The following is a 16,793-nucleotide window of genomic DNA, read 5'->3' as shown; positions in this document are numbered from 1 at the left end:
TTTCCTATCTTTGTCTTAATAATGAATCTTGAACACTTGCAGATATTAACTGAATTGAAGTTGTAAGTAAAACAAGCATAGTAGACGGGATTAAAACATATCTCGGGTAAGCAGTAAATACTTTAGAACCTTCAGAAATTAAATTTCCTAAAGTAGGTATATCAATACTTAATCCAATAAATGCCAATGATGTTTCACTAAGAATAACCCCTGGAATATGGAACACTATTTCTGTAACTAAAAGCGGAACTACAACAGGTAAATAATTAAGAAGAATTTTATAAGTAGGCGTACCTAAAATACTTGAAGCTGCTACTCATTCAAAATTTTTAGCTCTTAAAACTTGGGATCTCATTTGATTTGCAATACCTGTCCAAGATGTAAAAGTAAGAGCGAAAACTATAACTCAAAATGTAGGTTTTCAAACTATTGTTATAACGATTAAAATAATTATTGACGGAACATTAGAAATAATTTTAATTATATATGTCATAATAGTATCAAAAATTCTAAAATGTCCCATAGTTATACCGATTAATAACCCAATAGCAACTTGAATAATTGTGGTAACTAAAGCAAGAGCTAAAGAATATCTTAATCCTCATCATAAACGCCCAAATAAGTCGCGACCTAAATAATCTGTCCCAAAAATAGATCCGTTTTCGAAAAAGTTTTCATATTTATTTTCTATATGTAAAGTTTCAGGATTTCTTGTGAAAAAAGGAATTATAAGAGAACTAATAACAATTGTTAAAAATAATATTAGACCAAATACACCTGCATAACTTCTAGAATATCTATAAAATAATTCTGATCATTTATTTTGTTGTTTTTTAATATTTTTAGATTCATGGTATTCGAGTAAATTACCAATTAACTCTCATTTTTTATAATTAAGCGGTTGAATAAAACGATTTGGCGCTAAATCTTTACCGTGTTCATTGTTTGGTGATACATGTTGTTTTTTTATTTTAAAAATCATTTTTCCTACTTTCTTCTTCTAACACGTGGATCAATTAATTTATAAAGAGCATCACGAGTTGTATATGAGAGAATTGTTAATAATGAGAATACTGTAACCATGAATAAGATTATATTGTAATCTTTTGAAGTAATTGCATTAAGTAATAAACCACCAGAACCTGTAATAAAGAATATTTGTTCAACAAACAAACTACCAATAAAACTACCAAAAATAACTACAGGGAAGAAAGTTGCGATTGGGAATAATGACGGCTTAAGAGCGTGTGTTCAGACAAATCTTGATTTTGATAGTCCTTTTAAATAACAAAACTTAGCGTGTTGTGAGTTTAACTCACGATTTAATTCTGTTCTAATATATTTAATATAAACAATAATTGAACCTAATGATAATGCTAAACCAGGTAATATATAAGTTGTAATATCAGTTTCAACATATAAATAAGGTATATTAATGATACGACCCAATAATAATAATCATAAAGCAAAAACTAGTGATGGAATTGATGAGAAAATTGAGACAACTACTGTAGCAATATGATCGGGTAATTTATCAGGATTCATACCAACATAAACTCCAATTGGTATACCGATAACTAAAGTTAGCATAACTGAAAATATTCCGATCAAGAAAGATTTATAAAATCTTACTCAAACAAAATCATTAATATTTTGCCCAGGAAATACAGAATACGAAATTCCGAAATTACCATGGAATAAGTTTTGTAAATAAATTAAATACCTTTGAAATAACGGTTTATCTAGACCATATTGTGCTTCAATTGCTTTTTTTGATGCTTCATCTAATCCTGATGTTAAGGTTGTAGACCCAGGTATTGAGTTTATTAAGAAGAATGTAATTGTCACAACTATTCAAGCTATAGTAAAGAACTCAAAAGCCATAATAAAAAGTCTTCTTAATGCTCTCACTAAACTTGATTGAGTGTTAAAAACTTCATTTACAAGTGTGGTTTTTGGCTTAATTTTATTTGCAAAGTCAACAAACGAATTATTATTGGATAATTTTTTATCTTTAAAATTCAGTTCATTTTCTGTTACAAAATTATTTGTATTTTTTATTTTCATCTATTTTTCTCCTTATTTAATTATTGTTGGTAAATTAGCAACAGGCGGATTAAGAACATCATAAGCGTATTGCAATGAATATGAATATAATCCACTAACACCATTTACTCTTGTAACTTCTCAATATGTATCTACTTCCATAAGTGGGATTACAGGTGCTGTTTCACGCACTATTTTTTCAAAACCTGCTATTACAGCAAAAGCAATAACCTCAGTTCAACCTTCTTCTTTTTCTTTTTCTGTAAATTGACTTGTAAAGAATCTTAAATAACGTTGAGTATAGTCGTTTAAACTTTCGTCATTGTACATAACAGAAAGATCCACTATTTTTTCTCAAACATTCGGACCTTTTGGTTTATTAGGTGCTTCTTCACCACCTAAAATTCTCAATCTTTGTTTAAGATCTTCTATCTTAATTTTATCTTCGTCGTTTTTTATGACTAAATTATTATTTTCGTCTCTTGAATAACCTAAATTTTTAAAATAATCATTATAAATTCAACTTCCAACAGGATTATTTCTAAAACCAGTTGTCTTTTGCTGATTTGAATTTATTTCATCCGGTTTTAAGAAAACTCTTATATAAGAATAAATATCACTTCCAAATGTATCGAAATTACGATAAATTAAATCAAATTTACCTGTAGTTCTTCAATCTTCATAAACATTTTCTGGTAAGTTTTTAATATCAATTTCAATAAAGTCACCAAATGCTTTTTGCATAAAATCTTTAAGCGCTAAACCGGCATTTTTTTGTTCATCTGTAGAATTTGAAATAAATCTTAAAGTAACATGGTTTATACCCGGATGTCTTTCTTTGAATTTATTTATATATGCTCTAGCAACATCTAAATGATAACCTTTGTCAGTTCTATCAACTGTCTCAAATTTCATAGCTTTTGAAATATGATCAATATGTGTATAGTTTTGAACAGGGATTGGAATTCCTCAATTATTTTTATCTGCTTGTTCTTTAGATTTTTTAAACACTGTTTGATTTAAGTAATTTGATGAATCACTTTGATCTTTAGGGTATGTTCCATATTTTGCATACATATAATCATGTTCAAAACCAGCCTCAACAGCGTCTCCAAAACTTGAAGAAGCTTGACCAAATGCAGTTCATGTTATAACAGGGAACGAAGTATTTCATCCGACTATATTTAACATTTCATTTCTATCAATGGCATAATAAATTGCGTTTCTTAAATCTTGATCATTAACAAAAGAATCTTTATTGGTTTCCTTATCTAAATTAAATCCAAGAGCAATAGTTCCAAAACCATTTGATTTATTCATGTATTTTCTTGTAGCTAAATTTGATCAATAATCTCACTGTAAAACCGATGGAATTCTTGTTGCAGAAATATACCCATCTTCAAACATAGCAGAATTAATGTTCGGTTCATTTGAAAAGAATATTTTAATTCTATCACTTATTGTTTTAGATGCGGAATAGTATTGATTATTTTTAGTAAGTAACACATAACCTTGTGGCCCTAAAACTAAGTCATCAATGTTAAATGGTCCATTAGTTAAAAAGTTTTCTTTTTTAAGTCCAAACTCCTTAATTCCACCTATTGATTCTATAAATAACCTATTAACCGGAATTAATTCACCTTCTAAATCACGATATGCACTGTTAATGCTTGAAGGTTCATATTCGTCATAACCGATTCTTAAAGTATATTCATCAAGACCTAGAAGTCGATTTTTGAAATATTTTTTAGGATTAAGTTGTTTAACAAAATCATTATCAAGTGTTGTTTGTCCGTTAGAAACTAAATTTTTATATAATTTATTAATTTTTTCAATATATTCATTTTTAGTATCTTCAGAATATTTTAAATCACCCATTTTATGTTTTAAACTTCTTGATTCTTTTAATAATGACTTAAAATCGTCAGAAACTGTTTGTTTAGGATCAAAATATAAATACTTTCTAATTCTTTTTGGTAATCTTTGAGGTATAGTTTCTAATTCTTTTTCAGTATGAAGTTTTAAAGAATATTCAGGATTAGGTAACATAATCAATGTATCTTCTGCTTCAAAATCAAAATCAGGAGAATAAGGAATAGCACTTAAAATTGTTTTATTATCATAATTTCAGTACATTCTACCAGAATATAATCCTAACGCTAAAGCATTATTTTTAATTTTTAAAACTTCATCATCATCACCTATATTTTGTGATGCTCAAGGTTGATAATCAGGATTAAATACATCATATTCTCATTTCCCATTAACTTCTATAACTGGAGGATAAGCAAACGGATTCTTAAATGCAACACTATGTTTTTGAATATACTCTTGTTGAGCTTGCATTAATTCATTTGCATTTTGAAATTTACGTTGCAATGTAGATGTTATTCTTTGAGAACCTGTTTCTAAATCTAAAATATAATGAATTCCGTCAATATAGTCATCTGCAGTAACGGAGTCGCCGTTACTTCATTTACTTTGTCCATCATTTAAAAATATGTTTGATGTTAAAAACTTATTATTTGTAGTAATAATTGAATTTACTGAATAATATTCTGTTTGGTCGGTATTTATAGTCCCGGGAGCAGATCCAAAATTATCTAAAGAGTAAAACATTCCCGAATTTTCCGGATTTGGATTTTCTTTTAAAAACGAATCAACTGTCCCATCTTCGGATTGGTATAAACCCCAATTCATCCTTGGTATATTAGCAATTCTTTTAATAGCTTCGTTAGGTCCGGATTTAATTGGCGATTCAACTAATGAAGGTAATATTTTATTAACAGAAGGGTACTTAATGTAATTTAAAGAGTTGATTGGGTTGGCTGCAAGACCTAAATTATAATCTTTCACAGAATTTAATAAACTAGCATTAACTCTAACTTTTTCATTTTCATTCTTAAGTCCACTAACTTCTTTGTTTCCTTCTTTAGTTGGAGCTTGCGAACAAGCAACACCAACAAGAGGAATTGAAAAAGAACTAATTGCTAATAAAAATGTTTTTATTTTTTTTCTTGATTTCATCTTTCTCCTTTTTATTTAGTTCCGTTAAATTGAACACCAACTTTAAATACAGGTACTTTTTTGCCATCAATTTCTTTTAAATAAATTGATGTTGGTGCCTGTGAAAATGTTTTTCCGTTTTCTGAAATACTTTCTGCTGTACCTAAATCTATTTCTAATGTTTTTGTTCCTTTAGAATTATCTGAAAAGTAAATTTTATATTCATGGTTTGGTGTTAATAATTTATTTGAATAATTAGACATGATCGCATAATCACTTACTCATGCGGTAAACCCTTGTCCTTGATGATGACCATTTGAATCAGTATAATTATATCTTTCATCACCTAACCAATGACGTGAAGTTGGGTTGTTTTCGTTATTAACATTTTGAGTTTTATAATAGAACATATTACTACTATTCTTTTTGTTAATTTTAATTGTTTTAACCTCTTGTGTTTCTAAATCTTCAAATACTAAATAATCAACTTTGTTTATATCCTCATTATTTAGATAACCAAACATAGCTATTGCGTCTTTATCTGTATTTCTTCAAATGTTAGAAACATTACGTTTTCCGACACCTTGAGATTGAATATAGTATTCTCAATAAGCTTTTGCTCTATCTGATACAACATTACCTTCTAAATCAGTGATACGTATTGTATCATCTTGGATTGAGTTACCTTCATCATCATAAAGTCTAAAATTAATAAAATCTCTATATCAACGATCTTTAAATCAACCATTATTAATTGATTGGAAACGTCCTAAATATAAAGGAGATTTATTTTGGTCATCAGAGAAATTATCGTTTGATGCTAAATCACTAGGTGAATATGATGTTCCTATTTTTTCTGATCTATATTTATCTTCGTTATCATTTTTTTGTTCAAATTCAACAATTGTATTTTGAACAGTTTCTTTTTCTTCACCCTTAAACTTAAACATTAAATCTCTTCATTTAGCTGTATATGAACCGTCTAAAACATATTCTAAACCTGTATTTGATTCATTTAACCCTGATAAAAAGCTTGGTAAGTTTCTATATTCATCTTGAGAAGGTGAATATGTTATTTGTAAGTTATCACGGTTAATTGTTTCAGCAAATGAATATGTATAATCTGAGAATAATTCATTAAATTTACGTTCTGTTTTTGTCTTAAAGTAAGCTTCAACATCTGAAGTTGGTTTAATTTTTTTGGTTTTTCCTCTTGCGAATGATAATAATATATCTTTAAATTGGAATTTTGAAAGTCTTAAATTGTATAAAAGTTGAGTTGTATACATTTGAATTTTATCGTCCAAAATTAAGTCATCAAATAATGAAAATTGGTCTAAGTCAACTTGATTTTCATCAGCAAAACTTTGATATGTATCAAAGAATTTTTTAACGGAAATTGATCATTGATCATTTTCTCTCGCTTTATCACTTACAACAACACCATCTGATTTAAATAAACCGTATCCTAAATCTTTATCAAAAATTCAACCGTATCTTAATTCATTTTCCTTACTTTCATTGATTTTATCTCTTATTTGTTTAAAAGTATGATCTCTTGTAAATAAGTTCAATGATGAATTAGTGAATCTTTTCATTATTTCATTTGCATATTGTTGTTCGTTATTACTTTCTATCAATTTATTATAGTAAGATTTTTCTTCAGAAGTTAATTTTTCTTCTTTGGCTAAGGCAATCTTTAATTCTCTTGCAAATTTAGGGATATCAAATCTAGCTTTAACATAGTCTAAATCTCAATTTACTACGTTATTTGCGACATCTAAAATTGCTTTTGTTGTATCGACACTTGTAAAAGCAAGGAATGTATCAAAATCATTAAATTGAATATCAAAACCATAATTTTTGATTCCATTAGTACCTGTTACATAGTAACTATTAAATAGATTGTTTTCAATATCTTTAGCAACAATTCCTTGATTAATTTTTAATGTACGAAATTCCGCAAAATTAGGAAGAGTTGGATTTATAGTATTTTTCGAAACAACATCACCGCTTCCGTTAATCATTAAGAAACTATTATTTGCGACATCACGTCCGATAAATTTAGCAACAAAAGGACTCATTCAATCCATGAATTGTTTTTGTTCTAATTGTTTTAAAATATCAGCACTTAATTGTCCATCTAGAAAACCTGTTGTAAAAATTTGTTTTAAATTAACATTTGGTAAATACTGTTCATTTTCGCTTAATCATAATACATGTTTACCACCAGCAGAAAGAGTTTCGTAAGTACCACCTGTACCTAAATATAATTCAAGTATTACATCAACAAATGATGAATCTGCTTTTGATTTTTCAGAATATGGATTTAAATAAAATTCTTCTTGAACTAATGGATTTTTGATGATATTGTTTTTATTAATTTTTGCAAATCTATCATAAAGAACTTCTCCATCTTCTCCATAATATTTAGCAATAAAGTAAGATGCATTTATTCCGCCATCACTACGTTTTCTTGATTTTACATTATCTAAATATGGTAATAATAATGTTTTATTATAATTTGGACTAAGTTCTGAGAATAAAGTTCCTAAAAGCGGGAATTCAACACTAGTTTTTGGTTCTAATGAAGTATTAGATGTATTTGAATCTCACCCATTAATTGAGTAATTATCTACAATAAGTGATTTAATTGTATCTTCGGCATCTTTAATTTGTTTGTTTACATATTGTAGTGTTATATTAACATTTGTATTTGTTCCTTGTTTACCAATTTGATAAAAAGGGTTATTTTCAGCGGATGTAAAATCAATTCCTAAAGGAACATTAATAATAGGGGTTTTATCTTTATTAAAGATTAAAACTTTATCTATCTTAATAAATTCACCCTTATCATTTCTTTCACCTTCAACAATTTTAGGTAATATTTCTCCGTTATATTCATAAAAATCTATCAAATTACCCATACCATCTTTAGCTTTACCTTTAAGCATATCTAAAGACGCTTTTTTAAATCTTCAAACTCCGTCTGCATCTTGAACCATATATTTTACTGGATATTGTTCATCTGAATTTTTTGATGGGTTAAGTGTACCTGAGTTTTGATCTAATGTATTCATCAATCATAAGTCAGAAACATTTAATCATTTCTTATCTTCTGTCGAAGTTAGTCCGTTTTGTTTTCTACGTGATTCGGTTGCTTTAAGAAGTCCTTCGTATGTTTGTAAAAATCTACGATTATTATTTAATAATGCATCTTTCAAGTTTTCGTTACCAACTTTATTTCCTCAAACATTTTCAGGTTTTTCAACTGTTCTTTCATTGTTGATAATTTCGTTATTTTCTTTTTTAGGTAAATTAAATAATAAATATTCTCCATCATTTTCTTCAGAAACAATATTAGGTTGGTTTAGAAGTGGTGAAGAATTTAAACTTAAATGTGTTCTAGCTTTTAAGTATAAATCAATAACATCTCTTTTGTAGTAATTTTGTATATTAGGTGTTGAACCAGGTGTTAATGCAGAACCAAAAATTGGTTTGTTGCCTTTATCACCTAAATCTTGTGCTGAATTTAATGTCATGTGGTGACCATATTCGTGAGCAGCAACAAATTTAAGAAAATCAGCCGCAAGTCCTTTGTAATTTTTATTGTTCATTGCGATTAATGATCAAATACCAACACGTGAATCTGGGTTCAATCCAAAATATTTACCATTTTCTAAAACATATTCGAATTCACCTTTAGAATTTAATTTTCTTACTAGGTGCTCTCCTTCAAGAGTTTCAGTTGCTCAAGGAACTTTTTTAACAAGCGAACTAGCAAAACCATCATAAGCTTCTACATAAACGCTATATGTAGAAACATTTTTAACACCTTCTGGTGTACTAATATTTTTGCTTCCTTCTTCTTTAATTGCAAATGGTTGCACAACTGATTTATATTCAATGACATTAAATAAATCTTTTACTTGATCAAGGGCATCACCATTTTCTTTTTCATCAATATTTGCATCTACATTAAACTTAACAAATCTAGTATTTAAATAACTTTCAAAATCATTTCCTTCATTATTAACATATTCTTTAAGTGTTAGATAAAGTTTTGTTCCTTTTTTCTCAACTTTATTTAGTTTTACATTGAAAATATTATTTTCACTAAACTCTACTAAATTTGTCTCTGGTGTTATAATTCCAGCTTTAGTTAATTTTTGAATTAAATCGATTTTAGAATTTGAAACATATAAAGGGTTTTTCTTTGAAATTGTTAATCCTTCAGAACTATTCATAGCTTCTAATCACACTTTTGAAGCAATATCTCTATTGATAATTTTCTTTGCATTTTCAAAAGTTTGATCCATTACCGTTTTATATTTTGATTCAATTTCCTTAAATGTATTAAAGCTTAATTTTAATTGATCTGCATAATCGGAACTTTTACGTGTAAATGCTTCTGCTAAATCATAAGTTTTATCTCTAAGTTTTGTATATTCTGTTACATCTGTATTAAATCTATCTATTTGAGTTTTAAATTGTTCTCAAGCGGCAGGATTTTCTTCTTCGAAGTCATATTCCATTTCACCACCCTCTTCAAAATCTTCATTATCCCAATGTTCACTTAAGATATCGTATGCTCCATTTGCGATTTTTCCAAAGCTTGAATCTTCATCCATTTCAGTTTTAGCCACCAATCCTTTATAATACTCAGCTAAAACTTCATATTTTCTCTTTATTTCCTTTAATTCCGCAATTTTTTCAGGTTTTTTTTCTTCGCTAGAATTCAATTTGTCTATCTCGTTTTCAAGTTCTTCAATTTTTTCTGTGTAATCTTCAACTAATTTATTATTAGTTTCATATAAATTGTATCTATATTCGATTATTGGTTTAAAAATTGCGGCAATTCATTTAATGCGCTCTTCTTTGGTATCATTTTCTCCGCGAAAACCAAAACTCATAAAAACTGGATTGGAAATGATAGAAAAGTATCTTTTAATTAAATCGTCAAAATTATTTAATCCAAATTCTTGTTCTAATCTTCTTAAATAATTTAACGAATCTTTGAAATCATTCAATATTGTTTGAAGATTTTTATTTGAATTAGCTAAACTAATATTAAAGCTATCTATAGCATCAATGCTTTCTGAAATTAAATCATTCATGTATTGATTGGCGGTTGGGTCTAATAAATCAGCATCAGCTATTTTATTAATTATATTGTTTAATGATACTTTAAATTTTTCTGAAACCATTTTATGGTAAGAATCGAATTCCGGTTTTAAACTAGCGGTAATTTCTGCGGCTTCAGTATAAATTCTTACAAAATCTTTTAATTTTTCACTAACTTTCGCTTTAAAGAAAACTAATTTTTCTTGTATCTCTTGTCTTAATGAATCTGATTTGTCTAAAATAGACATAAAATCATCTTTATATTCTGCCAAATCATCATTTTCCAGCAATGATTTTTCAATTTCTTTATAGAATACTCTAGATCCATTTTCTTCTGCTTCTGATAAACTTTTTAAAGTCATAACTACAACATAATTACGAATATTTTGTTTATATTCTTTAGAAAGGTCATCTAATTCTTTTTTTGTATTTTCAAACTCTTCTAATAAATTAGAATAATTTGAACTATTTAAACTATTATCAATTTTAGTTGATTGATTTTTTAACTCTTCATCATTTAAAAATTCATCTTTAACTTTCAAAGTATCACTCAATTTTTTATTTATTTCTGTAATAGCTTTTTGTTTAAAATCATTTTGTTCTTCTGTTGTAGCATAAGGATCTGAAATAGAATTCATTTTTGGTGCATATACATAAAAATCACTTCTTTCAGAACGACCAGTAGCCTCTTTATCTGCTTTGGTTCTTAAAAATCCATCAATATTGTAGTACTCTCTCCAATTAATTTGGGTGTCGTCAGACAACTTATTAAGTTCATCAACTGCTATTAATTGTGTTGGTATATAACCTAAATCAATAGAATATAAAACATAACGATCTGATTCTGGTTTTAACTCAGCAAAAACATTACCATTTAAAACTTCGCTATATAAGTTGAATGATGGTCTATTTTGAATAATAAAATCATGAACTAATTTAACATAGTCAAATTTTTGTTGAATAGTAGAATTATTGTAATCTATCTCATTTTGTTCAATCTCATTTAATTTGTCTAATAATTTTTTCAAATTAATTACAGTTTCAAACTTTTCTGAACCTAATCCGGCTTTAACTAAAGTTTCTTCTAGCAATCTTTTTTGTTCTTCTAAATTAATTTCTCTTTTTCTTGCAACTAAATCAGAAATATTTTTATGAGCTTGTTTTAATTGCTCGTCAGTAGGAATTAATTGAGTGTATTCATCAATTTTAGCTTGAGATCTATTTACTGCATCTAAATAATCTGAAATTTGTAATTCTAAATCTTCAATTTCTTTATTTAATTTATAAATTTTAAAATGTAATTCTTTTAAATCTTCTTCATCTTCTGTTTCTTTTAATTCTTCCTGAAGTTTTAAAATTTCGGAATTCTTAGCTTCTACCTGTGCACTTAATTCATCTACTTTAGCTTGATTAGTTTTTTTGTTTTCTTCATACGCAACTAAAATATCTTTAAATTCTTTTTTACTTTTTTGAACGACATCATTATTTTTAACAATTTCCTCGTCGATCTCTTTTAATGATTGTTGAGATTCTATATATTTATCAATGTTGTCAAAGACTTGTTGATCTAATGATTCATTTTTTAAAATAAATTGATCATATAATGCTCTAATATCAGATGATAAATTACTAAAATTAATACGGTTATGGTCTATACCTTGTTCAATACTTTCTACTGTTTCAGGAACTGCATATTGTTCATCACCTTTATCGTCTATATATCTGTATTCAGCATCATTAATAGCATTAAATAAAGCAATTGATTTACCATCATCAAAGAAAATTCTTAAATATTTATCTGAATAACCGTGCTCAATACCTTCGTTATAGAAATCGTATTTAATATTAATAATTGTTTTTTCTTCAAAAGTAAATTTATCTAAATCATTTAGAGTATTAAATTTATCTAAATTTGAATACTGTTTGGCATATTCATTAAATTTGACTTTAGCTTCTTCGATGTTTTTAGCGTAGACAATTGATAAATAATCTGAAGGTATATTAATTCTTGATTTTTCAATTGAACTAAATGAATTTTCTTTTATTGATTCAGGTAAAGAACCTGAAACAACAAAAACTTTTTTATTCTTTAAAGAACGAACATCGCTAATTTTTCTAAATGAAAAACGACGAAGTGTTTCTAATGATGTATTTGAAAATGAATTATATTTTGTAACATTCGATAAGAATTTTTGAACTTCTTCATAACTTCATAATTTTTTATTAATTTTATACAATAAAGAATCTGAAGCATTTCCGGCACCACTGAGGGTACTGTGTAATGGTATTGAACCAAAGAAAGCATCAGGGTAAAATTTAATTTGTGTATATTCTTTATTTTCGTTTGAGTGAGCCCCTAAAGTAATACTATTACCATGTTGTTCAACCCCTTTAACAATTGAAAACTCTTTAAGTGTTATTATTTCAGGACCTCATGAAACGTTTTTCATGAATCATTGTGTAAAATTATAAAAATCAACAGCATTAACAGCTTCTAAATATTCATTATAAAAGTCAAAATTACCATATCTTATATTTAAAAACGGTAATGAATGATTCTCTTCGAAATAATCATTCAAGAATTTATCATAATCAACTCAATTACCATTGACTAAAACTTCACCATTTGCTCCTTTTAATGGATCAAATTCAGCAATTAATGTTGCTTTGTCTGTGGTAACAAAAGACACTTTTGCTTTGCTAACTTCAACAAATTCATTTTTTAATTCATTTTTTTCAACACCTTTTTCGGCTTGTTGATTAACTGAATTATATTTAAGCAAAGAAATTGTTGTCGCTGTTGCGGCAAAAATAAGAGCAACTGAAATTACATATTTAGGTCAAACAGAAGCTCTTCAATTGAACTTTTTTCTTTTTTTGTTTTTCATATTTCCTTTCGTAAATATTATTTAATATATTTTTCATGTATTTCTGTCATTATTTCGCTAACAGCAGCGGTTTTTGCGTAGTAACTTAATAAATCACTTAATAAGAAGTTACTTGAAGTATCATATTGATCATAAATTAATAAATCAACACCAAATCTAATGTAAGAATTAGATAAGAAAACATCCATTTCTGATAATTTATTTAAAAATGAATAATATGTTTGTCTCTTTTCAAATAAATCATTTTTTAGATCAACACTATTATTTTCGTTATTAAATAAAAATTCGTATAAACTTTTTGCATAATTTGTTTCGATTTCTTTAAACTTATCATAAATAACTTTTGGTGTTATTTGATCTACACCTTCAAAAAAATCATTTTGATGATCATTGTTTTTATTATTATCTTCAACATTAACATCAAAACTTTCTAATGTTCCATCCACATTTAATATTAAATTGTATCCTTCGCCCTTCGAAACATTTGAAATTTCTTTATTTAAATAATTTGCCATTTCTTTATCATGATATGTGTCATTTCCTTGAGGATCAACATGTAACTGAATTTTGTCATATTCTGGCTTAACATTATTTTTTCAATAACGAAGCAGAACCACAACTTCTTGAGTAGCTAAAATTTTAGACAATGAAGGAATTGATTCTTTTTTTCTTTGACTTCTTTCTATTGTTCTATCGTAACTTTCAAGTGTTTCTTTTAAAACCTCTACTATTGGAGGAACTCCATCTGATAAATCACCAACTTTATCATATTTCTCTTTAGAATACTCTTTTAGTTCTTTTAATAGTTCACTCTCGAAATTATCATTATTAATTCCTTCTTTGGCCGATTCTATTTTTTGTTTAAATTCATCTAAAGTATTTTTTAATGTATTTCTTATTTCTCCCACCAAGGATTCATAAAGTTCATTTCAAGGTTTTTCACTTTCAAAAATATGTTCTAATTCGTTGATATATATATCAATTAGAGAAACTTTTGACTCTAAATCTTTTTGAATTCTTTCTTTATCAACTGATTCTAAATCAATATTTTTAAAGAAACTAAATAAAGATTTTATATCTAAAAATATTTTTATTTGTGAATCATATGTTGAACCATCTAAATCATACGCTTCGGATGATAATTTTTCATTAAACTGTCCGACTAAAGATTTTTCTTCTGTTTCATTTTCGTTACTTGTTCCTTCTAAATTACCAATAAATAATTTTATAAATTTATTTGACTGATTTTTTATTTCAATCATTTTTTGATCTAAAATATCATTATTTGTAGATTCATTATCATCATTTATTAAACGAATAGCAACGCCTATTAACTCTTTAATATTTGTTAAAGAAATTATCAACTTATTAGAATTTGACTCCCCATACATATAACCTCATTCGCTTATAATGTCATTATTTTCATTCTTAGTTGATTGAAGTTTTTCAATAAAAGTATCAATTACTGGAACTAATTTTTCATTAACATCATTAAGTTTATCTTGAACATTTTCTTTATCGGAATTTGAATTATATTCAATATTAAAGTTTCTTAATAATTCCTTTTGTTCGTTGAAATTATTTGTATCTCTTTCTTTATTTAAAGTAGCTTGTCTTATAGATTTATCATATTTAGCAGAATTATTCAATCTCAACAAATTGTTTAATTCTTCATTTTCAAGATCATCACCCGTTTTTTTGTAAAAATCAATAATTTTTTTAGAAATTTCTATTTCTTTTTTTGTAACTTGATATTTAACATATCTTAAAAATGACTCTTGAAAAGTGTTTGTGCTCATTGATTTTATTTGATCCATTGTTCTTGAATATTTAGTATAAAAATCTTTGTATAAATAAACTGCTTTCTTTTCGTTTCCTATTGATAAAGGTTTAAATTCAGTATCAAAAACTTTATAAAAACTACCATCACGATTTTTATCAAACTCTTGGTTAACTTCAGCATCATAATCTTGCTTCTCTTTTGTATTATCTACTAAGTATCCATCTAATAATACCGCTTTTGCGTCATTAACAAATTTATTTAAATCTTCTCAAACATTAAATTCGTTAAAGTAAGTTAAATTATTTGGTAATAAAAGAACATTTATTCTATCAATTATTGATTTAACTGAGTTATATAATTTATCATATCTAACTGAGTTGATATATGTTCTAACATTAGAATCGATTCATTGTTTATAAATACTTTGTAATTCAAGTACTTTAGCTTTGGCTTCTGAAATGAATTTAGGATCAATTATTTGTTTATAAACAGGGAATAATGAAACTCTAAATTCGCTATCATCAATTTTTAATGAAGGCAATAAACTACGCATATTTGGTGATGAAAAATCAATAAATTTGTTTGCTACACCATCGTCACCATCTTGTTCAAGATTATATCAAAATGAAATTTGATGTTGAAGTAATGATGATTCATCAATTGCTTGTTGATATTTTTCTACATAAGATTGAAGTCTATCTAATAAGTCTTGTTTATTTTCATAAGTACCTTGCGGTTTCGAATTAACAATACTAATGATTTTATTTAAATCCCTAATTCTTCATTGAAATAGTAGGTCCATTTCTTCTGATTTAGGTGTATATACAGTTATAGGATTAATTGTGTCATCGATGTACTCATAAATTAATTTACTTCTACTTAGAAGGTGGAATACTGTACTTTCTCAAGTTCATAAATTAGCAAAATCTTCTTCAGTTGTAGCAACATCTGCATTTGTACTAATTATACTTGCTACTATTTGATCTAATAGACTTTTTTCTTTACTATAAGTTTCTGGTTTTTGTTCTTTAAGTGCAGTGGTAAAATCAGAAACTATAAAATTGCTAATTTGATTATATAAATTTCTTACTGATAAACCGTTTCTCTCGATAGCAGTTCCACTCATAACTTGAATTTTTCTAGTCAATTCATCTATTTTTCCAGATAATTCTATTAACTCGTTGTTTTTAGAATCTTTTTCTGTCACTGATTCACTCAATTCATTTTTTAATCTTGTGATTTCATTATCTTTTGCTCTTGAATTATTTTCATTTTGTTCTCTATACTTTTTATATTCTAATTGTAACTTTTTATAATCATCACTATTTTTTGTATTTGAGTTAGTATTAGAACAAGAAGCTAAAGATACTAATCCAGCTGATGTTAGTGTTAAACTTATTGTTTTTAATCAAAATTTTCTTTTCATTTTTATCTCCTTTTATAAACAAATAAAAAAAGCTTTATATGCTATATAACATACAAAGACTTTTTAAATATTATAATATATTGAATAATACCAAAAGAAATGTATATCTATAGCGCCAATGGTTAAACCAAAGAGTAGAAATCTTTTATGCTTTTCTACCAGCAAAAGTAATTGTCATTACTTAAGCTTCGGCTATTGAATCCTTTCATTAATTTCTTCGTTTACCAACTCAATTAATTACTAATATTAACAGCACCTCTATAGACACAATAGATTTCAATACAATCATTAAAATCCATTATGTATAGTTCAACAATACAAAGTGAATTTTATGACTAAATTAAATAGATTTAATCCGGGTAAATCTATTTCTAATAATCATAAACATATTAGAGTAATGTTGATTTGCTTTTTTCATATTTTTATTATATATTAAAAAACTAAAAAATAAAATAAAAATTGTTTTTTAATTTAAAAAGTATATAATACTGCTTTTTTAAGTGTTTAAAGTTATTTATAA

General features: G+C 26.6%; 5 protein-coding genes and 1 riboswitch. All 5 genes read right to left on the bottom strand.

Going from position 1 to position 16,793, the window contains the following annotated elements; all coding sequences use genetic code 4:
- Nucleotides 1–4 precede the first annotated feature (4 nt).
- From KQ876_RS01280 to KQ876_RS01260, 5 genes are read right to left on the bottom strand one after another with little or no spacing between them, the layout of a single operon-like run.
- Nucleotides 5–982, bottom strand: coding sequence for an ABC transporter permease (locus tag KQ876_RS01280; protein ID WP_205851873.1), 978 nt, complete (start codon nt 980–982; stop codon nt 5–7).
- A 5-nt stretch (nt 983–987) separates the two neighbouring features.
- On the bottom strand, nt 988–2,067 hold the full coding sequence (locus KQ876_RS01275) for an ABC transporter permease (protein ID WP_205851874.1): 1,080 nt from the start codon (nt 2,065–2,067) through the stop codon (nt 988–990).
- Nucleotides 2,068–2,079: 12 nt separating this feature from the next.
- Nucleotides 2,080–5,073, bottom strand: coding sequence for an ABC transporter substrate-binding protein (locus KQ876_RS04300; RefSeq protein ID WP_205851875.1), 2,994 nt, complete (start codon nt 5,071–5,073; stop codon nt 2,080–2,082).
- A gap of 11 nt (nt 5,074–5,084) precedes the next feature.
- Nucleotides 5,085–13,064: a PDxFFG protein gene (locus KQ876_RS01265; RefSeq protein ID WP_216489949.1), complete on the bottom strand. Its 7,980-nt coding sequence runs from the start codon at nt 13,062–13,064 to the stop codon at nt 5,085–5,087.
- A gap of 17 nt (nt 13,065–13,081) precedes the next feature.
- Nucleotides 13,082–16,273, bottom strand: coding sequence for a hypothetical protein (locus KQ876_RS01260; protein WP_216489947.1), 3,192 nt, complete (start codon nt 16,271–16,273; stop codon nt 13,082–13,084).
- 102 nt (nt 16,274–16,375) lie between these two features.
- A riboswitch (Lysine riboswitch) is annotated at nt 16,376–16,542 on the bottom strand.
- Nucleotides 16,543–16,793 lie beyond the last annotated feature (251 nt).

This window comes from Mycoplasma sp. CSL7491-lung (assembly GCF_018913965.1).
GTDB lineage: Bacteria > Bacillota_I > Bacilli_A > Mycoplasmatales > Metamycoplasmataceae > Mycoplasmopsis.
Note: the sequence above shows the minus strand (reverse complement) of the source record. Positions and strands in the feature narration are given on the sequence as shown.